19 protein-coding genes and 1 other annotated feature are annotated in these 20,874 nt (G+C 47.2%); of the genes, 10 read left to right on the forward strand and 9 right to left on the reverse strand.

Features of this window, described 5'->3' with window-relative positions:
* Positions 1-40 precede the first annotated feature (40 nt).
* Positions 41-607 (forward strand): 3'-5' exonuclease, encoded by a 567-nt coding sequence (locus VJ374_RS15035; protein ID WP_329469460.1) that lies wholly within the window; start codon positions 41-43, stop codon positions 605-607.
* A 47-nt stretch (positions 608-654) separates the two neighbouring features.
* Here VJ374_RS15035 and VJ374_RS15040 read toward each other — a convergent pair whose 3' ends face one another.
* The 3 genes from VJ374_RS15040 to VJ374_RS15050 all read right to left on the reverse strand — a co-directional run bounded on the left by VJ374_RS15040 (position 655) and on the right by VJ374_RS15050 (position 4,817).
* A complete protein-coding gene (locus VJ374_RS15040; RefSeq protein ID WP_290788352.1) occupies positions 655-1,770 on the reverse strand; it encodes an NADH-dependent flavin oxidoreductase in 1,116 nt (371 codons plus the stop codon).
* Between the two features lie 92 nt (positions 1,771-1,862).
* Positions 1,863-3,953: an MMPL family transporter gene (locus VJ374_RS15045; RefSeq protein WP_056059880.1), complete on the reverse strand. Its 2,091-nt coding sequence runs from the start codon at positions 3,951-3,953 to the stop codon at positions 1,863-1,865.
* 69 nt (positions 3,954-4,022) lie between these two features.
* Entirely contained in the window at positions 4,023-4,817 is a 795-nt protein-coding gene (locus tag VJ374_RS15050) for a hypothetical protein (protein ID WP_081780437.1), read from the reverse strand.
* A gap of 115 nt (positions 4,818-4,932) precedes the next feature.
* Here VJ374_RS15050 and VJ374_RS15055 point away from each other — a divergent pair, with 115 nt between their 5' ends.
* Positions 4,933-5,106, forward strand: a complete 174-nt coding sequence (locus tag VJ374_RS15055; RefSeq protein WP_069201452.1) for a YycC family protein — start codon at positions 4,933-4,935, stop codon at positions 5,104-5,106.
* Between the two features lie 47 nt (positions 5,107-5,153).
* On the opposite strand, the gene VJ374_RS15060 is transcribed toward VJ374_RS15055, so the two are convergent.
* Together VJ374_RS15060 and pulA are read right to left on the reverse strand one after the other, a co-directional pair.
* Entirely contained in the window at positions 5,154-5,636 is a 483-nt protein-coding gene (locus VJ374_RS15060) for a site-2 protease family protein (RefSeq protein WP_329469463.1), read from the reverse strand.
* A 184-nt stretch (positions 5,637-5,820) separates the two neighbouring features.
* Entirely contained in the window at positions 5,821-7,833 is a 2,013-nt protein-coding gene (pulA, locus tag VJ374_RS15065) for a type I pullulanase (protein WP_329469466.1), read from the reverse strand.
* Between the two features lie 105 nt (positions 7,834-7,938).
* Between pulA and VJ374_RS15070 the strand changes: the two genes are divergently transcribed.
* Together VJ374_RS15070 and VJ374_RS15075 are read left to right on the forward strand one after the other, a co-directional pair.
* Positions 7,939-8,433: a YajQ family cyclic di-GMP-binding protein gene (locus VJ374_RS15070; protein WP_023469671.1), complete on the forward strand. Its 495-nt coding sequence runs from the start codon at positions 7,939-7,941 to the stop codon at positions 8,431-8,433.
* An 80-nt stretch (positions 8,434-8,513) separates the two neighbouring features.
* Positions 8,514-9,107, forward strand: a complete 594-nt coding sequence (locus VJ374_RS15075) for a metallophosphoesterase family protein (protein ID WP_290753467.1) — start codon at positions 8,514-8,516, stop codon at positions 9,105-9,107.
* A 62-nt stretch (positions 9,108-9,169) separates the two neighbouring features.
* Here the strand turns inward: VJ374_RS15075 and VJ374_RS15080 are convergent, their stop codons facing one another.
* Entirely contained in the window at positions 9,170-9,775 is a 606-nt protein-coding gene (locus tag VJ374_RS15080) for a hypothetical protein (protein ID WP_035412119.1), read from the reverse strand.
* A gap of 30 nt (positions 9,776-9,805) precedes the next feature.
* Positions 9,806-11,488, reverse strand: a complete 1,683-nt coding sequence (gene argS, locus VJ374_RS15085; RefSeq protein WP_308102278.1) for an arginine--tRNA ligase — start codon at positions 11,486-11,488, stop codon at positions 9,806-9,808.
* Between the two features lie 60 nt (positions 11,489-11,548).
* Positions 11,549-11,766, reverse strand: a binding site (T-box leader).
* Positions 11,767-11,895: 129 nt separating this feature from the next.
* Here argS and VJ374_RS15090 point away from each other — a divergent pair.
* Together VJ374_RS15090 and VJ374_RS15095 are read left to right on the forward strand one after the other, a co-directional pair.
* Entirely contained in the window at positions 11,896-13,572 is a 1,677-nt protein-coding gene (locus tag VJ374_RS15090) for a GGDEF domain-containing protein (RefSeq protein WP_329469472.1), read from the forward strand.
* A 15-nt stretch (positions 13,573-13,587) separates the two neighbouring features.
* The gene (locus tag VJ374_RS15095; protein WP_329469473.1) at positions 13,588-14,370 is read left to right on the forward strand and encodes an alpha/beta hydrolase; all 783 of its coding nucleotides are present in this window, start codon (positions 13,588-13,590) and stop codon (positions 14,368-14,370) included.
* A 60-nt stretch (positions 14,371-14,430) separates the two neighbouring features.
* Here the strand turns inward: VJ374_RS15095 and trhO are convergent, their stop codons facing one another.
* Positions 14,431-15,345, reverse strand: a complete 915-nt coding sequence (gene trhO / locus VJ374_RS15100) for an oxygen-dependent tRNA uridine(34) hydroxylase TrhO (RefSeq protein WP_023469680.1) — start codon at positions 15,343-15,345, stop codon at positions 14,431-14,433.
* Between the two features lie 238 nt (positions 15,346-15,583).
* On the opposite strand from trhO, the gene VJ374_RS15105 reads away from it, so the two are divergent.
* From VJ374_RS15105 to VJ374_RS15120, 4 genes are all read left to right on the forward strand, one after another.
* Entirely contained in the window at positions 15,584-16,231 is a 648-nt protein-coding gene (locus tag VJ374_RS15105) for a TVP38/TMEM64 family protein (protein ID WP_023469681.1), read from the forward strand.
* Between the two features lie 264 nt (positions 16,232-16,495).
* Positions 16,496-16,822 carry a DUF485 domain-containing protein gene (locus VJ374_RS15110; RefSeq protein ID WP_056059859.1) on the forward strand — a complete coding sequence of 109 codons (327 nt, stop codon included), beginning with the start codon at positions 16,496-16,498 and terminating at the stop codon, positions 16,820-16,822.
* On the forward strand, positions 16,819-18,375 hold the full coding sequence (locus tag VJ374_RS15115) for a solute symporter family protein (protein WP_329469477.1): 1,557 nt from the start codon (positions 16,819-16,821) through the stop codon (positions 18,373-18,375). The genes VJ374_RS15110 and VJ374_RS15115 overlap by 4 nt, the downstream gene beginning before the upstream one ends.
* 114 nt (positions 18,376-18,489) lie before the next feature.
* Positions 18,490-19,347 (forward strand): sulfite exporter TauE/SafE family protein, encoded by an 858-nt coding sequence (locus VJ374_RS15120; RefSeq protein WP_035412101.1) that lies wholly within the window; start codon positions 18,490-18,492, stop codon positions 19,345-19,347.
* 57 nt (positions 19,348-19,404) lie between these two features.
* Here VJ374_RS15120 and VJ374_RS15125 read toward each other — a convergent pair whose 3' ends face one another.
* The gene (locus VJ374_RS15125) at positions 19,405-20,781 is read right to left on the reverse strand and encodes an alanine/glycine:cation symporter family protein (RefSeq protein WP_290788337.1); all 1,377 of its coding nucleotides are present in this window, start codon (positions 20,779-20,781) and stop codon (positions 19,405-19,407) included.
* Positions 20,782-20,874: the final 93 nt, after the last annotated feature.

Genomic DNA, 20,874 nt, shown 5'->3' on the forward strand with positions numbered 1-20,874 from the left:
GTATTCTGTTACTAGTGAATGACAGAAAGGAGCCTGCTGGATGTATACATTAGCAATTGACTTTGAAACGGCAAACCGAAATAGTCGAAGCATTTGTGCGTTTGGTTGGTCCGTTCTCTCGAACGGTCGTGTCACGGAGAGTAAACAGGTCTTAATCAATCCAGAAGAAAATTTCGATGCTGGAAACATTCGGGTCCACGGAATTCGTCCGAGCGATGTCTTTGATGCGCCGACGTTACCTGAAGCAATGGAAGCCCATGGCTTATACGATTTGATTGCAGGCGCTCAACTGATCGTTGCTCACAATGCATCATTTGATATGGGGGCACTCCAAAAAGCGATTCAAAAATACGATATGTACCAGATGTCCGCTTTCACCTACGGCTGCACGGTCAAATTATCCCGCAAATTGTATCCTTGGTTGCCGAACCATCGATTGAATACGATGGCAGAGTTTCTCAACGTCTCTTTCCAGCACCATGATGCGAAAGAAGATGCCTACGTCTGTGCGTTACTCTTAAACGATATGTTGGAACGAACGAACCTACAGGATCCGGTCACTTTGCATACGTTCTGCGGCGTTCGGATGGGACAGGTTGCCTACTAAACAAAAAAACACTCCCGACTGATGTCAGGAGTGTTTTTTTCATGGTGTTATTTGCTCGTTTGTTTGATTGGGAACCAGCCTGGGCGACTTGTGATGCCTGCCCATAATGCATCTGGAACGACGAGTTCTGCTTGTGCTTCTGGATCAAGTTCTGTCCGGATTGACGCAAGGTCACCCGCTTCGACTTTCTCAACCCATTTCGGTTCCATGATCAGTTCACGACCAAGAGCGATCATTGGAACGACAGCCAAACCTTGTTCGACTTCGTCCGCTGTGTGAAGCGATCCGACACCGATGATAGGTACTTGTTCACCAACACGTTCTTGAACGAGTGTAATAGGTGATGTCGTTTCATTTTCATCACGAATTGAACCTGCGAAGAAGTCCATCACGGAAACGTGCAAGTAATCGAGGTCTTTTTTCGCCAGCTCATCGACGAGGCGCATCGTATCATCGAGTGTGATTCCTGGATTTTCAATTTCTTCTGGAGAGAAACGGTATCCGACGATGAACGAAGGATCTTGTTTCGCGACAGCTTCGACTGCATCCACGACAGCTAATGGGAAGGCGAGACGTTTTTCTAAGCTACCGCCCCATTTATCTTCACGACGGTTTGAGTGTGGTGAGAAGAACTGTTGGATCAAGTACGTGTTTGCACCGTGAATCTCAACACCATCAAATCCAGCTTCCATCGCACGGCGTGTCGCTTGACCGAATGCTTCGATGATTGCTTCGACTTCTTCTGCCTCTAACGCACGTGGTGTCATCGCACCTTCACGCACGGGTGCAACAGCACTTGCACTGACCGTTTGCCCACCGACGAGTTCTGGTGGTGCCATACGACCAGCGTGGAAGATTTGTAAGATCGCTTTTGCGCCTTTATCTTGAATCGTTTTCGCGAGTCGCTTCAGACTCGGCACGAGATCGTCACGATGCGCACCAAACTCATTCGGGAATCCTTGACCGTCTGCTGTGACGTTCGCACATGCTGTAATGACAGCGCTGACGCCACCTGAACGTTCTGCGTAGTACGCGAGTTCCGCATCCGATACTTCGCCGTTCTCTTGTGCCGCATAGTTCGTCATCGGTGCCATCAAGACGCGGTTTTTCAGCGTCACACCGTTTGGTAGTGTAAATGGTTCAAACATTGCTTGAGTTGCCATGAGTGAAGTGCCTCCTCTAATTTCTTGAATTGAATATCGACAGTATACGCTCGTCTTCCTCTGAATAGCTACTGATGTGCTTACGCGATGTGTCACTTGCGGATCGCTTTACGACGCCCTCCCGGCCACCACCAGTTCCAGTGACCAAATAGCTTCATCAGTGCGGGGACAAGGAGCATCCGGACAATCGTAGCATCAATAAAAATTGCAAGCGCGATACCGACGCCAAGTTGTTTGATCGGACTAACACCTGTAAAGGCAAACGCACCAGTGACGACGATCATGATCAAGGCAGCGGACGTAATGATTTTACTCGTCTTCGCCAGTCCCATCTCGGTCGCATGATCGTTATCGCCCGTCTCGTCATAATATTCTTCCATTCGCGAGACGAGGAACACTTCATAATCCATCGATAAGCCGAAGACGAGTGAGAAGATGAAGACCGGTGTTAGAATGCCGATCGTCTCCTGCGGAAGAACTGCGCCGGACTCGAACAAGACGACGAGTAATCCAAACGTTGCTCCTAAACTGAGCAAATTCATCAGAATCGCTTTGATTGGAATCAAGATGGATCGGAACGCGATTAGCAGAATGATGAATGTCGCCAAGACGACGACACCGATAGCCAGTGGGAGTTTCGATTCAATGGCATCATAAATTTCCTGATTAAAGGCTGCTGGTCCCCCGACAAGGTAACCGTCCGCCTGCACCTTCCGTACCCAGTCTTGCGAAGTAGCATCGCCGGGATTTCCTTTTAAATTGACGTTGATCCGTGCTTGATCGTTCTCTGATAGAAACGGCTTCAGTGCATCGCGCCCAGCCGAAACAGCGAGTAACTGCTCGAGCGGAACCTGTTGCTGTTCCGCGATCGTTGCGGCGGACACGACGGAACGCACTTCTGAATCTGATTCGAGTCGAATCGTCACATCTTCGATTTTTTCTCGTCCCACCTCTGAGGAAGCATCCGCAGACAAGATGAGAACGGCGTCCGTTCCATCGTTCCCGAATGTTTTTTCCCACGACTCAAAGGCCAGACGCGACGGATAGGATTCCGGCAGGGCAGTTGCTTGCGGAATGTTCAACGTCAAGTCACGTAACGGAAATAAACAAGGTAAAAGAAGTAATAAAGATAGAATCGTCACTGTGACAGGGCGCTTCATGACGAAACGTGCGAGGCGGCGCCAACGATCTTCTCCACGACCTGCTTGTTGCCGGAAAAGTCGTCCTTTTTCTAGTACCTTCCCGAAAACGATTAATAGTGCCGGTAGTAATGTCAACGCACTGACAACCGCCCCGAGTACCGAAACGAGTGTCCCGATTGCGACAGCGCGGAAGACATCAACATCAATCAACAACAATCCGGCAAGTCCGACGAATACACAGATTCCGGAAAATAAAATCGAGCGTCCTGCCGTCTCGACCGAACGAATCGCTGCCGACCGAATCCCTTGTCCGTCCTGCCGTTCTTCACGGAACCGATTAACGTATAACAACGAAAAATCAATGCCGAGTGCCAGCGAAATCATTGCGACCGCATTCAAGACGAAGATCGATAACTCTTGTTGTCCGGCAACGAAATAAAGAACACCGGCACCAAAAACAAAAGTGACGAGTCCCATGATCAAGGGTAAGATGGCGGCAACGGGTGTACCGAAAACGAGTAGTAAGACGATCAATGCTGCCGGAATTCCGATTAACTCAGCTCGGATGAGGTCATTTTTGGACGCTGTATTCAAATCATCAACGACGACCGGTTCACCCGTTAGCCGAATCGTCCCGGTACCATCCAGTTGACGTGTGACCGCTGTTGCCCATTTCGCATCAAGTGTTGGTACACCGACTGTCACGTATCCCTTATCGTCCCGCATCGCTCGCGGATTTTCGACGGGACCAATGACGTTCCCGACTCCTTTGATGTCACGGAAGCGCTCGACATGTTGTACCATCGTTTGTCGTAGATTCTCTTGATTCTCAAATAGGACGATGATCGTATGTGGATCCTGCCCAAAATCTTGAGCGAGCACCGTTTCGACACGTTGAAAATCACCGTCACGTGTAAATCCATTTCCTTCTAGACGATCGGGTAATTGATATGCAAAATAACCAAGCACGACGAGTAGAAGCCCCCAAACGACCAACACTCCTCGAAAATACGCACTAATCAGATGACCAAGCCGTTCCATGATGCGTCTCCTTCCTGTATAAACGTACAAAAAACATCCTTCTTGCTGAAAAGCGAAAAGGATGTTTCATTACGTCTTTTGAAAAATTTGAACCCATGTGTTGCCGAATGTAGTCGATGTCGACACGATCGCAAGACGCCGCGCCTCTTCATCGAGTAACACACTTTTGAGTAAAACGGAGGAGTAGCATCCCTCGAACTTATATTTCAGCTGACTCTTCTCATACAAGTAAAACCGAGAGGAATCGGTGATCGAAAACAATTGGTGCCGGTGGTCAACGAGTGAATACTCCGCGTAATCCGAAAAAGGAATGACCGATTCCTGATTCGTCGCGGCATCCCAAATCACATACCGTTCTTGTAGATCATCATAGGAGATGATCGTCGTAGGTGCGATGAATCGCTCGAACGTCAAACGTGTATCATATCCTCGCTCAACTAAGCGTCCGAACAGCGGCACCTCTTCATAGTTTGAGTACCGCCAGTCCCCTGTTTGAACGTTCACACAGACGACGTCCGTTTCTGCCGTGTATAGGAAGATTTCATCATCTTGCCACAAGAATAAATTACTGAACCATGCTTCGGAGAAAGCAGCGGGTCGCTTAATGTAATTTAAATGCCCTTGCTCTAAATCCAATAAACCAAAATAAGCTGACTCTTCAAATACGATGAACAATCGTCCACCGCCTGGCTCAATGTACCAGGAGAATGGAACATACGCACATGCTGTTTCCCACAGTGGTCTTAAATCCGCATCACATTTCATAAATCCGTGGCGATCTCGAAAAAGAAGCAAATCCTCCCCGATGCGATCAAACAGTGAGACGGATTCATGGAGTAACAGCTCTGCAGCAGGTTTATACATATGCATCACTTCCTACTTCATACGGTATCAACCTTCTCAGTTTCTCGCTACTATTGATGCGCTTGGCTTGCACCTCCTGTTATACTAACTTCATGGAAAAAGGAGGACGAACACGATGAAACCTTTACAATTATCCGCAGAGACAGCTGTCGAACTTGCGAAACGTCTGAACGTACCACTTGAACAACTAATGCATATGCCACGCCATATCTTGATTCAAAAGCTCGTCGAACTCGAGCAGGAACAAGCGAACACGGAACCTGATTCGTCTAGCGAATCGGAATCTTGAGTAAGTAGCCTCTTTTCCAACGGTGGAAGGAGGCTTTATTTTTTACCTTAGGATTGCGGATGGTATTCTGATTTACCGTACCGGAAGACATTAATGATCGCTTTCCCATCACTCGGATAACCGTTCGGATGATCGATCGGGAAGAGGGAGAAAAAGACGAAATAAAACGAAAAATACGCGAATTGATAGGTAAAGATTGATGCTTCGAACACACCGGCATAAATCAGACCATTGATGGCTAAGATACTCGCCACGTTTGCAATCGATCCACCGGCATAAACCAGAATGTTAGCGAATTTCGTCTCGTTACGTAGTGCCTCATATTGACACCAGCCATCCCAAAAATAGACGCGATTCAAACGAATCGGACCAACACGAAGCAACGACTTTCCTGAACCGATATTGATCTCCATGTTTCCGCCGAATAATCGGGCAAAAAAGTAATGTCCCATCTCATGAATCAATGTCACGATAGGCAATAGTAAAAAGAACGACAAAAAGAATTTCCATAAATCACCGAAACCGAACATACAACGTACATCCTTTCACGTCAAAACAACATTTAAAATACTACATATGAATTGTTCCCGAAAGATGTATGTTCAAACAATCTTTCAATGATTTTCGTAAGTCAATTGTATGACAGGCTGACATCGGACTGTCATCCGCACACAAAAGAAGGACGAAGCCATTTAGTGCTTCATCCTTCTCCATTTAATCGGTTTTCTTTCGACGCTTGTTCGCTGCGTACAACAATCCGATGATCGTCAGTGCTGCACCACCTGCTACCGCGTATTTCTTGTAATCTGCTTTTCGTTCCGCAATAACCGTAGTCGTCAATGCTGGAACGACTAACTGTTTTTCTTCGTGCAACCGTGGTGCGTGTAATTTAACGGCACCCGACTCAACCAACACCTCGAATTCACCATTTGGCAATTCAATCGTGATATCTTTTTCCGTCGCATTGTGATAGACACGCTGCCGTTCGACGTATCCTTCATATGTTCGCTTCAGTTCAAAGGCAATGACACCTTCCTCTTCTTCAAGGAAACGAAGATGTTTTTTAATCATCGCCGCGTTTGCGAGACGGAACATCGGATACTGACGACGAAGGGCAATCAATCCTTTGACGTACTCGACTGCTGGTCGCTCTGTTTCTGCCCGTTCATAGTCGAGACGATTCACGACCTCTCCGGCATTGAAACTGTCACGAATACCGTCTTTCGTCCGGAAGAACTCTTGTCCGGCATGGAGGAAAGGAATCCCTTGTCCCGTCAAAATGATTGCATTTGCAAGCATTTGCCGTTTCCGACGAATCTCTTCCGTGTCTTCTGGACGAGACACCGTCAATTTATCCCAAATCGTCAAATCATCATGAGCCTCGACGTACGAGACGACTTGATTCGGCTCATCGGCAAACCCTTGCGAAGAGACGTTACCAGCGATTCCCCGTTTGACTTCACTCGTCCGGTCAAATGCACCACTGATGAAACCACAGTCTTCTGGCGTTTGGACGTCGCCTTTGACCCCGTCCCGTAAACCGTTGTTGAAATGAGCGATTCCTGGCATCTTCGGTGCGTTGAAATAGTTCGCTTTTTCTTCCGGATCAAGTGGCGTATCGAGGTCCCAGCCTTCACCGATGATCAGAATCGATGGATCAATCCGGTCAAGTGCATGGCGCACTTGATTCATCGTCTCAACATCATGAAGTCCCATTAAGTCGAAGCGGAACCCATCGAGATGGTATTCTTTCGCCCAGTACGTCACACAATCAAGAATGAACTTTCGCATCATCAGACGTTCAGATGCAGTATCATTTCCACAGAAACTACCGTTTGAGAGACTCCCATCCGCCTCTTGACGATAAAAGTATCCAGGAACGAACTGACCAAGCGGAACCGTCGCCGCATCATACGTATGATTGAAGACGACGTCCATGATGACACGGATCCCGCGATCATGTAACGCCTGCACCAATTGTTTTAATTCAAGGATCCGCGTTCGTGGATCATCCGGATTCGAGGAGTACGAACCTTCCGGCGCAAAGTAGTTCACCGGATCATAACCCCAGTTATAGTTATCCGGGTCGTTCGGCGCTGTCTCATTGACCGAGCCAAAATCATAGATCGGTAGTAACTGGACATGTGTCACACCGAGGTCTGCCAAATAATCAAGCCCTGTCAATCCACCATTTGGTGTCCGTGTCCCTGCTTCCGTCAGTCCAGCGAACGTACCACGTGCAACGACACCACTGGCCGGATGACTCGTTGCATCGCGTACGTGTAATTCATAGACAACTGCGTCTTGCGAAGAATGGAACAATGGACGTTCTTCAATCCATCGTTCTGGTGTCACACTGGTCGGGTCAATTAATGCGCCGCGCTTTCCGTTCGTTCCGACGGCTTTCGCATACGGATCGACCGCCTCGACCTTTTGTCCGTTGATGCTCGCTTGAAACGTATAGAAATAACCTTCATATGTCGCTCGATCGAGTTCAACGACGTACGTTCCCCGTTCGTCTGCCACCATCTCGACCTCTTCGACTTTTCGTGCGCGTAGTGTCTTGTAGAGACGAATCACGACACGTTCTGCTGTCGGCGCCCACAAGCGCACGTGAATCGCTGTCTCTGAGAAGGTCGCTCCTAAATCATTTCCACTATAGGCAAATCGCTCATCCAGTTCTTGCGGTGTGAGCGTCAACATGTCTGCTGTTTGTTTCAAAGCCAAGCACCCCTTTCATTTCATGGTTTTTATTATAACAAAATTTCAAAGCAGTGGACGCTTCCGGTATTCCTCTCTAAAATAGAGAGTGGAATGAAAGGGGAGATTGAAATGGCAGCAAAAGATAATTCATTTGATATCGTGTCACAAATCAACATCGAGGAAGTCAAGAACGCGGTCCAAATCGCACTGAAGGAAATCACGAACCGCTTCGACTTCAAAGGTTCAAAGAGCGACATGAAGCTCGAAAAAGAGGATTTAATTCTAATCTCAGATGACGATTTCAAACTCGATCAAGTCAAAGATGTCTTAACAGCAAAATTGATCAAGCGCGAAGTCCCAACCAAAAACCTGCAGTATGAAAAAGTCGAGCAGGCTGCCGGGAATACGGTCCGACAACGTGTCATCCTGAAAAGTGGAATCGACCGTGACGACGCGAAAAAGATCAACAATGCCGTCAAGGAATCGAAATTAAAAGTGAAGACACAGATCCAAGATGACCAAATCCGCGTCACAGGTAAATCACGTGACGACTTACAACAAGTCATGCAGATCGTTCGTGAGCTTCCATTATCAGTCGATGTTCAATTCATTAACTTCCGTTAATCGATTGATCTGAACGCTCATATTCAAAAGATAGGTATAACGCATTTTCGGGTATCTCCTTAACAAAGGAGTGGTCGATCATGCGTTATGCCCTTTTTGCGGATCTTCACAGTTCAGTAGCCGACACAGCGGCTGTCCTAGCTGACATACGACAGCTCGCTCCCGATGCGCATTTGTTTTGTCTCGGTGATGTTCATGAATGCCATGTCGGTAAAAAGCGAGCGAAGCGCTATTCTTTCGAATCGCTCTCCCTCGTCGTGACGCTTGATGATGATTTTTTAAACCTAATTGATTTTAAGACGTTACTGGGTAATCAAGAAGAGCGCATCCTGTCGCTCGTTCCACCGCAACTATCTCCTGTCATCGATGCGTTACGCGACTGCCCTCGAAAACAACACATCGAGGGTGCATTGTTGATTCATGGAGATCAATTGAATTGGTCCCGTGATTTTTTGCCTGATCTGTCACAGCAACGTGAACCAGTACTCTTTTTTGGTCATAGTCATATCAGAGGTTTGTTTCGAAATGGTATTGCTCTGTCGAGCCCATTGTATCAATCTTTATCCATTAATGGAGGACGATATGCCATCAATCTAGGTCCTGTCGTGTTCGAACGAGAATGGTGTCTTTACGATTCAGTGCAACAATCGATCGTATTCTATCAGGCGAAGTAAGAGGATACGACAAAAGCCGTCGGGCACAGGGCTCGACGGCTTTTGTTCATGCATCTTATTGATCAGAGATAACGGACAAGCGATGCCTTGACGATATCCACTTGTGTGAAGTTCGTCTCTTCCGCGAATGCTTCGATGACTTGACGGACATCCCCTTGACGACGAACGAAGCTCGTCGGAACTGGTGTTGTACCGACAAGTTGCTCATGCAAACTCGTCAATCGATGATCATCGATGATCGTCGTCATCAAATCAAGGAACAGAAGAACATGCAGACGGTTCAAATAATCCCATGGTTTATCTTCCGAACGGAATTCATTACGAGCGAGCCATTTTTTTAATCCGATCGCATCGATTTGACTCAACGTCTCTGTCGTGCGTGCCGACTTCCAAAGCGTCAACAGTTCGCCGAGTTTTTTTCGTGTCTGTTTCTTACGCATGAAGAATTCAAAATTGTCTTTCGTGCGCAACGCGTCTCCTTCAATCGGAGCAATCAAATCAGCTTCCGGCGCCGTCACGAAATCGTGAACGAAATCGACAGACTCTCCCGGTAACCAAGCAGCGACTTTCCCGTGAAAATCAGCCATGAAGGCGACCGTTTCTGCCAAAGGCTCCTGCTTCATCTGTGAAGCAGCTTGCTGTAATCGGTCTTTCGTCTCAGTCTTCATAATCTACCTCTTCTTATTCGTGGATTGGTCTTACATTTCTTCTGGAGCGCCGACACCAAGCAAACGAAGACCCTCTGTCAAGACGATCGTGACCGACTTGACGAGTGCAAGACGCGATTGTTTTGCTGCGTCATCTTCGAGAACACGGACGTGTCCGTAGTATTTATTGAAGCTTTGTGCAAGATCTAAGACGTAACGGCTGATGATTGACGGCTCGCGACGTGTGAACGCACGATCGATGACCGTCGAGAATTGGTTCAGCATCGATACGACACCCCATGCATGATCATCGGCACTGCCAGCGAATGGTGTGCCATCATAGCTACCTTTACGGAGCAATGAGTGCGCACGAGCATTCGTGTACTGGACATACGGTCCTGTTTCACCTTCGAATTTCAACATCTGCTCAAGATCGAACTCGATGTTGTTCATCCGTTCGTTCTTTAAGTCGTGGAAGATGACGGCGCCAACACCTACTTGACGAGCTGTGGCTTCGGCATTCGCTAAGTTCGGATTTTTTTCCGCGATGTTTTGCTTCGCGACGTCGATTGCTTCTTGTAGTACTTCTTCAAGCAAGACGATCCGGCCTTTACGCGTCGACATTTTCTTTCCGTCTTTCATGATCAGACCGAACGGTACATGGTGCATTCCGTCGACGTTCTCAAATCCAAGTTTCTTCAGGACTGCGAACAATTGCTTGAAGTGAAGCGCTTGTTCCCCACCGACGACGTAGAATGCTTGCTCAAAACGGTACGTTTCGAGACGATAGACAGCAGCTGCTAAGTCACGTGTCGCATAAAGCGTTGCGCCATCCTTCTTTTTAATTAAAGCAGGCGGCATACCTTCTGCTTCGAGGTCGACGACCATTGCCCCTTCTGATTCGACGAGTAAATCTTTTTCTTCAAGCAAATCGATGACGTGTTGCATCTTATCGTTGTAGAAGGCTTCTCCGTTCAAGCTATCGAATTTAACTCCGAGCATCTCATAGACACGGTTGAACTCGACGAGTGAGACTTCACGGAACCACGTCCAAAGTGTTGTTGCCTGCTCATCACCTTGTTCGAGTTTTTTGAACCAGAGACGTCCTTCGTCCTCAAGCGTCGGATTTGTTTCCGCTTCTTCGTGGAACCGGACGTATAATTTCAACAATTCCTTGATTGGTTCTGCACGGACCGCTTCTTCCTCACCCCACATCGTGTAAGCCACCATCAATTTCCCGAACTGTGTTCCCCAGTCCCCTAAGTGGTTGACACCGACGACGTCGTACCCTTTTTTACGTGAGATTTGGTTGAGCGCATTTCCGATTACTGTTGAACGTAAGTGACCCATCGAGAAAGGTTTCGCGATGTTTGGTGATGAAAAATCAGTGACGATCGTTTTTCCATTCGCTTCACTTGATCCGAACGCCTCTTGCTCCGTCAGGACTTGGTTGACGATTTCTTGCGAGACGACTTCCCGGTTCAAGAAGACGTTAATGTAAGGACCAACAGCTTGAACGTTTGAGAACAACGGCGCATCAATTTTTTCTGCGAGCTCCGAAGCAATCATGTTCGGTGCTTTACGGAATGCTTTCGCGAGCATGAAACATGGGAATGCCAGATCTCCATGATCTTCATGTTTCGGTTGCTCGATCAGTTGTTCGATTTGTTCAACCGATAAGGCACCTTCCATGACTTGATGTAATACTTCTGCATACTGCGCTTTATAACTCATCTTTATTTCCTCCTGCTTTACTGATTTTTTGGCAATAAAAAACGCCCCTTGCGCCACGCGCAAAGAGACGGAATGACCGCGGTACCACTCTTCTTGGTGTCACTCGACACCCACCTTGTTCGGGGATAACGGGGTTCCCCCGGCTACGCCTTTTCCTTCAGGAATCGGGCAGCGTCTCAGAAGTGCGTTTCACGATCGGTTCGTCCTCAGGCTTCCACCATTCCCTGATTCGCTAGTTGACGAAAATCAACCGTTACTCTCTTCATCATCGACTGTATTCGATATCTTTCACATTATACGCAATTCTTTCTTTTCTCTCAACCTTATTTTTTTGGTAAATGGCTTATCAAAATTTCCACAATTCGGGTATAGGAATAAAAGATACTTCTCAGGGGGAGGGATGTTTCATGCGCTACTACCAACATGTAGCCCGGGCGAGCTGGATCGTCTTCGGTCTCGTCGCTTTGACATTATTAGTGATCGGCATCGTTCATCCACCAACCTTCCATCCTTCCATCTCCATCATCAACACCCTTTATTTGTTTGGACTCGTTCTCCTGTTTCAGTTCGATAATGTCCGTCGTGGTGGCATTTACTATACATTCCAAGAAGGCATCATCTTATTTTTATTCCTCAATTACGGTTTGACGTACGCTTTGATTTTAAGCCAAATCGGTATTCTCGTCTTTCAATTCATGTCTCACCGAAAAGCGATTCGCTGGAAACGTTTCGTTTATCTCTACCCAATCAACGCCTTGTTCGATTTAGTCTACATCTCGCTTCCGGCCTTTGCGTATTATGCGCTCGGCGGACCAATCGGCTCAAACTTTACGTATACGAAAGCCTTACTCCCTTTCATCGGCTTTTTGATCACTGTCTTCCTTGTCTCTTACTTCCAATGTCTGTTCGTCAATCGCTTCCTCTACTTGAAATACGATTGGCGACGTCTCGTGAAGTTGCAGTCCCTCGTTTATGGAATCAGCATGTTAAGTGCTCTACTTGGAATCTGGTTCTACGATGAAAGTCCGCTCGTCGCGGCTACAGTATCCGCCTTGATTCTCTTCTTGTTCAAACGTCTGTTGCAAGAACGTGGTGACTTCCTTGAAGCAAACGATAATGCCAAACGATTTGATGATGCGAAGGAACACTTGTTGATTTCCCGCTTCGAGCGCGAGACGATCGATTCGTTACTCCTCGATTTACCACATCTGTTGCCGTTTTCTGAAGGTTGGATCTCAATTCAACAACAGCGGAAACAAGTCATCTATAACATTCGGACGAAACAACCAATCGACGTGTTACCACTGTTTCATTCCTTGTCAGCTGACGATTTGCATACCCCAATCATCTATGGTCTGCGTTGCGACTGGGGAAACGATATTCAAATCGGATTGCCTGTCGATCGTCACTCGATGCTAGCGATTCCTTCGATTACGAGCGGAGAGGTCGATGTTTCGATCATCCTGTTCCATCAAGTCGCAGACGCCTATGATGTGACAAATGCTGACGAATTATCTCGTTTGCTTCGTACCTTTTGTCGCGTCTTAGAACGCTCACGTGAAACGGTCCAACTCTATACGGAAAGTCGGACCGATGCTTTGACCGAATTACCGAATAGCCGTGCTTTTTATGAACACGGTCGGCAGGAATTTGCCGCTGACTCCTACCCGCTCTCCGTAATTCTGTTCGATATCGATCATTTCAAACGTGTCAATGATACGTACGGTCATAAAGTAGGTGATCTCGTCCTTCGTGAACTCGGTCGACGCATCCAGACGATCCAATTGCAACATGATGATGTCTTTGCTGCTCGTTATGGTGGGGAGGAATTCGTGCTTCTGTTGCGAAATGGTAGTCAAGAGGCTGCTATTCAGATTGCCGAGACGGTCCGCCATACGGTCATGGATCGTCCCTTCCTCGTCGATGGTCACCGACTGTCCTTAACCGTCAGCCTCGGAATTGATACAGTGGATGAAAGATATCAACGGACGTTCGAAGAATCGTTACGTCAAGCCGACCATGCACTCTATGTCGGCGGAAAACACAACGGACGCAATTGTACCGCGCATTATGCAAACCTTTGAAAGGTCGTGACTCTATTGTCGATTACGGAAATTGAAATGACGCTACCGACATCACAAGCCCACCGGACGATTCGAATTCATCGTCCGCCCCATTTGGATCCTTCTGAAGCATTACCAGTAATTTATATGCACGATGGACAAAACGTCTTTAGTGGAGAAACCGCCTCGTTCGGAAAAGGCTGGGAGATTCATCTTGCACTACAACAGACACAGATTCCGGCAATGGTCGTCGCGATTGACAGTCCAGAAGATGGAATGGATCGGTACGATGACTATGCTCCTTGGAGCGACGAAGCCTTATTGATGCGGAGCGCCTATCCTTCGCATCGGACGTCAATTGGTGGCAACGGTAAGGTCTATATGGACTGGATCATCCGCGAGTTAAAACCATACATTGATGCCAACTATGCGACACGCCCTGATGATACGACAATGATCGGCAGTTCGATGGGTGGCGTCATCTCGCTATATGGATTATTCGCGTATCCGGAAGTCATCACGCGCGTCGCTGCCTTATCGACTGCCGGATGGGCAAACTTCTCCTCACTCCTTGAATTCATAGAGCGAAGCCCGTCTCTGTCTGCAACGCATCGCTGTTATATGGACGTCGGCACAAAAGAAGTGAGTGGTCCGATGACCGAGACGGATTATTTACACACGAATGATGTCTTAGCGCGAGCGATTGAACAGAAACTCACTCAAAGTCGCTATACGATCATTCCGGAAGCAATCCATCATGAAACGGCCTGGGCCAAACGTTTGCCAGATATTTTACGTTACTTGTTCCCGTCCTCTTGAATACACAAAAAAAGCCGGACGGTTTCTATTAAAGAAATCATCCGGCTTTTTACGCGTGCCTTATACTAATTCTTCTTGTTGCTCTTTTTCATAACGGTTGCGCGGATGCTCCCGGCATTCATCGGAACACGAACGCATGACTTTTGGTTCGCATTCTTCACAGCAGAAGTGCTGTCGATTACATTCCGGGTTTGCACAATTAACATAGCGCGTCTCCGGTTTTCCGCAGTAGTAACATTCTGAGACGACAGACGGATTGACGGCATTGACAGGAACTTGTACACGCTCATCAAAGACGTATAGTTCACCTTCCCAGTCTTCTCCTTGTGTCTGTTCATCTTTTCCATACATGACGACTCCGCCTTTCAGGTGGAAGATATCATCACTCTGTTGCCGTTTACGGAAGTACGCCGTGAATTTCTCACAACGAACGCCACCCGTACAGTATGTGAGAACCTTTTTCCCTTCAAACAAATGCTCGTTCTCGTCTAGCCATTCAGGGAATTCCCGTGAAGCATCGACATCGACTTTTACGGCATTCTTGAAGTGTCCGAGGTCGTATTCGTAGTTGTTGCGTACATCGAGAATGACGACGTCATCTTGTTTCATCATTTCTTTCCACTCTGCTGGTTCAAGATACGCAGCGTGTTCTTCTGGTACGTTGAATTCGTCCTCAAAACGCCATGTGACGAGTTCTTTTTTGTAACGGACGAACGTCTTTTTGAAGGCATGCTCTTCAACTTCATCAATTTTGAATTCGATGTCAGCGAATCGTGGATCCGCCGTCAAGTCCTTCATGTATTGTTCCGTTTGTTCGACCGTTCCAGAGAGTGTGCCGTTGATTCCTTCTGGTGCAATCAAAATCCGACCTTTGATACCGAGCTCTTTACAGTAAGCAAGATGCTCTTTCGTTAGCTGTTCCGCATTTTCAATTGGAACATACTTATAAAATAATAGTACGCGATAAGGTTTCATATTCCTCATTAGCCCCCATGTCAGTTTTTTGCAGTAAAACGAACGTTGGCAAACGAAGCGTCTAGCTATTGACTAGCTGGGAACGCCTGCAAAACGCACCCATTTAAGTATAATACCAACTACCTTTCGAATGTACAATCTACAATTCCTGAATCCCTTTCAAGGAATTTCATTCCCTTTCTGAATCAGAAAGAGGTAAAATAAAACACAGTAGTACATCTCGCAAGGAGGATTCCGAATGCTCCATACACTTCGTGACTGGATCGAGCAGATGATTTTCTTTCTCCAAGACTTACCTGGAGGAGCTGCCACCGGTTTGATTGCCCCGTTTCTTGAGTCTCTATTTCCTTTCCTACCACTCGTCCTGATCATTTCCGCGAATGCGGCAACTTATGGTTTTGGTATGGGTGTTCTCGTATCATGGGTCGGGAGCATGCTTGGATCACTCGTCGTCTTCGCTTGTATTCGATATCTATTTCGTCGTCCGGTCACGCGTTGGCTTGAAAAACACCATGCCGCGCAACAGTGGATTGAACGTGTTCGTCACATGAGTCCCATCTCACTCGGATTCTTTTTTTCGCTTCCATTCATGCCTGCGTTCATCATCACGTCCATTTCTGCCATGATTCAACTATCGCTGCGGACGTATTTGATCGCTGCTGGTGCCGGGCGTCTGATCGTCGTCATCATCTTCTCGCTAATCGGAAAGGAATGGTCCACGTTCCTCGAACGTCCGATGCGTCTTGTCCTTCTATTTTTGATTTTACTCGCCATCTGGGGAGTTAGTCGCGGGACGGAAGAATGGTTGAAGCGTCGTGCCCTTTCAAAACGTGCGGATCATTTACGAGAAATCGAAGATAAGATCGAACGTCCATCTGAAAAATGACTCAAGCCTGTCTATGATTCCATAGACAGGCTTTTTAAGCTGTTCTCATTTTTCTAGGGACTAGGTCTTTTGAATCATTTTATAAAGTGATTAATATATAAAAATAACGTTCAAACAATGTTCAATATTGAAAACGCTTACATTAAATTGGTATGACCAATATTAATATAATAATGATCTTTTCTTCTTAAAAATTAGGATAGCTTTTCCAGAAACGACATCCTTATAATGAATTTACATTCATTCCTTAAAGGAGGCGTCCTCATGCATCAAGTGTCCGAAGTTCAAAAAAATGAAGCGACTCAATCTGCTCCAGCCATCGTCGAGAGTGCTACCTTTCAACAATTGATGCGCCAAAAGAACGGCTTCATTCTTCCAGCTATTAGTTTTTGCCTTATTTTTTATTTTGCGCTTCCGATTTTGACAAGTTACTTCACGATTTTGAATGAGCCAGTATTCGGTGATATTACAGGAGCTTGGGTATTCGCATTTGCCCAGTTCATCATGACGTGGACGTTCTGCATGATGTATAGCAAAAAAGCACGTGCCTTTGATCGACTCGTCGAACAGATCAAGGAGGAGTCGAAATGAATTATACTGCCGTTGCCTTATTCGCAGCGATCGTCGGTTTGACGCTCGTCATTACATACTTTGCTGCCCGTAAAACAAAAACAGCTAACGACTTTTATACAGCGGACGGCGGACTCACTGGTGCACAAAACGGGATGGCGATTGCCGGCGACTATATGTCCGCCGCCTCGTTCCTCGGAATTGCCGGGATGATCGCTTTAGCCGGATTCGACGGATTCTTTTACTCGATCGGCTTCCTCGTTGCTTATCTTGTTGTCTTGTACCTCGTTGCCGAACCACTTCGGAACCTCGGAAAATACACGATGGCTGATATGATTGCCGCTCGTTTTAACGCCTCAAAAGTTCGTGGAGTCGCTGCCATGAACTCGATCGCGATCTCGATTTTTTACATGATCGCGCAACTCGTCGGTGCAGGTGCCTTGATTGAATTGTTGTTAGGAATTCCTTATACGACGAGTGTCATCATCGTCGGTATCTTAATGACGGTCTACGTCGTTTTCGGTGGTATGACTGCGACTTCGTGGGTTCAAATCATCAAAGCGATTCTCTTGATGGCAGGAACAGCCGTCATCTCGTTCATGGTCTTCGCGAAGTTCGATTTCTCGATCTTCAAGATGTTTTCAGAAGTGAAACAAGCCACGCCGCTCGGGAATTCATTCTTGAATCCTGGAAACAAATTTAAGTTACCACTCGATACGATTTCGCTCAATCTCGCGCTCGTTCTTGGAACAGCTGGATTACCACATATCTTAATTCGTTTCTTTACTGTTAAGGATGCTCCGACAGCTCGTAAATCCGTCGTGTACGCGACATGGATCATTGGTGTCTTTTATATCTTGACGATTTTCCTCGGCTTTGGTGCTGCTGCTTTCGTTGGTTCTGAAGATATCATCGCTGCTAATGCTGCTGGTAACATGGCTGCGCCACTTCTCGCTAAAGCACTTGGTGGCGATTTACTCTTTGCCTTCGTCGCTGCGGTCGCTTTTGCGACAATCCTCGCTGTTGTTGCAGGACTCGTCTTATCCGCTGCGTCTGCCTTTGCTCATGATTTTTATAGTCATATTCTACGCAAAGGGCAAGCAACGGAAAAAGAACAGATGACGGCAGCACGACTTGCTTCCATCGCTGTCGCCTTGATTTCGATGGTACTGGCATTGTTCGCACAATCGATGAACGTCGCGTTCCTCGTATCGCTTGCCTTCGCTGTCGCGGCAAGTGCCAACTTGCCAGTCATTCTCTTGACGATCTTCTGGCGCCGTTTCAATACTGGCGGAGCTGTCACAGGTATGGTCGTCGGGTTATTCTCTTCACTGATTCTCGTCGCACTCAGTCCAAACCTTTGGGCAGTCGACGGTTCAGCCTTGTTCGTCGGGGAAGCCCTCTTCCCGCTGACGAATCCAGGAATCGTCTCCATCCCGCTTGGTTTCCTCGGAGCTATCGTCGGGACATTGTTGACGAAATCGAACGAGGTTGCCGGTAACTTCGAACGTATCTTAGTCAAGGCCAATACCGGTATCGATGCAGCAACGGAAGTCGCCGCGTCAAAAGAATAAGTTCCCCTTAACGGCTCCTTCAACCCCCTTGAAGGAGCCGTCCCCTTTTACATTCTTCTCATTCATTGCCATACTAAGTGAATAATAGAGAAGAAAAGGAAAGGAAGACTGTACATGGATCTCGCTTTTTATTATTTCTTAATCCTCGGATTTTTCATTGGAATCATTTCCGGATTTTTCGGAATCGGTGGCGGTATCATCTTGACGCCTCTGTTACTCATTTTAGGATATGCTCCAAGTGTCGCGATCGCGACGAGTCTTATGCTGACACTTGGATCTACCGTTTCAGGAACGATCTCTCACTTACGTCTTAAAAATGTCGTCTGGCGCGATAGTCTCGTCGTCGGTGGCGTCGGAATTATCGGTTCGACGATCGCGACACCACTCGTTCTTCGTCTAGAGGCAGTCAATGGTGCTCATCTCGTCATCTCAATCGTTTATATCGGTCTCTTACTCTACTTCGCGAATAAATTTTTACGTCCGAAATCAACGACGGGTGAACAGACGGGGTGGAAAAATCGATATCTCGCTCTTGCCTTCACTGGTTTGTTCGCCGGATTCATTTCTTCATTACTTGGTGTCAGCGGTGGCTTCATCATCACCCCGTTACTCGTCGGGATCGTTGGCTATGAGTTGAAACGTGCGGTCGGAACGAGTATTGCTTCCGCGTTGCTGATTGTCCTATCGGGACTTGTCAATTACACGGTCGCAAGTACGAACATCGATATCCTGGTCGGAATCATGCTGATCGTCGGTGCCTTGCTCGGAGCACCGATTGGCGCGAAGCAATTGACGCACTTCGAAAGCCCATTCGTCAAAAAGTACCTCGGTATCTTCTATTTGACGGTTGCGATCAGTGTTTTACTCGAGGTCATCGGCTGGAACGTCGCTTCACTCTCTGTCCTCGTTGCGCTGAGTTTGATTTTCTTACTGACACTCCTCATCTACAGTCGTCGTCGGACGAATGGATGAATCGTCTCATCATAAAAGCCGTGGTGCCTGTTTAAAGGCATCACGGCTTTTGTTCGTTTAAGCGACTCGTTTATGACCCGTCCGTTCGTAATTCCTCGTTTGTTCAATGACCAAGTGCGACAAGAACAGCATCCCGATCAAGTTCGGAATCATCATCAATCCATTTGCGATATCTGCGACGAGCCACAACGGTTCTAATTGCGCGACGGCACCATAACAGGCTGCGAGTGCAAAGAATACACGGTATCCTTCGTTGAAACGTGTCGTACCGCTCAAGTACTCCAAGCACTTCTCTCCATAGACATACCAACCGATGATCGTCGAATAACCGAAGAAGAAGACGGAGAATGCGACAGTCCATTCTCCAAATGATCCAAGGACGCTCGCAAAGGCGGTTGCTGTCAGTGCTGCCCCGGAAAGATTCGCATCATGCGTCATACCTGAATGTAGTCCGCCTGACGGATCCCAAAAGCCTGTCGTCAGAAGGACGAGTGCCGTCATCGTACAAACGATCAAGGTCACGATGAAGGTACTCGTCATCGAAATCAATCCTTGTTCGACCGGACGCTCACTTTTCGCAGATCCGGCAATCAATGCTGCTGTCCCAAGTCCTGCTTCGTTCGTGAAAATACCACGTGCTACACCGACTTGCATCGCCATCATGATCGATACACCGGTGAAGGCTCCTGCAGGCGCAAGCGGCTGGAGGGCGTACTCAAAGATTAAACCAAAGGCTGGTAGAATCTGATCCGCCTTCAATATTAAAAGGACACAAGCGGCACCGATATAAAGTAAGCTCATGATCGGAACAAAGATCGTCGAGATCGCACTGACGCGTTCAAGTCCACCACGAATCGATACATAGACTGCCAGCGCGAGCAGAATGCCGAAGAGTAGAAGCGGTACATGAAACGATTGCTCAAGCACCGTTGCCATCGCATTCGCTTGCACGGTGTTCCCGACACCAAATGATGCAATCAAACCAAATGCCGCAAACAAGATGGCGAGGAATTTAAATTTTGCACCTAGTCCCTTTTCGATATAATACATCGGTCCACTGACAGCTTCGCCGCGTTCATTTCGACTTCTAAAAAGAATCGCAAGAAGACTTTCCGCATATTTCGTCGCCATTCCGATCAAACCGATGATCCACATCCAAAAGACTGCACCCGGTCCGCCCATCGTCAAGGCGACCGCGATTCCCGCGATGTTTCCGTTCCCGATCGTCGCTGCAAGAGACGTCATTAACATCTGAAAGCTACTAATTTCCCCTTCACCCTGTCCTGATTTTTGAACAGACAATTGAAACGCTTGTTTCAAGCGACGAAACTGAAGACCACGTAAACGAATCGTAAAGTACACTCCCGTTCCTACTAACAACACCATGCTTGGAATTCCCCAGACCCAAGCAGATATCAGACGTAACACATCCATGCCATTTCATCCTCTCTCTTTTTTCCGAGGCTTACCGTAGCATGGAGTTGTGTTTTCATACAATACGAAAGAATAATTTTTGTGATTTTACAC

Origin of the sequence: Exiguobacterium sp. 9-2 (assembly GCF_036287235.1) — a bacterium.
Classification (GTDB): domain Bacteria; phylum Bacillota; class Bacilli; order Exiguobacteriales; family Exiguobacteriaceae; genus Exiguobacterium_A.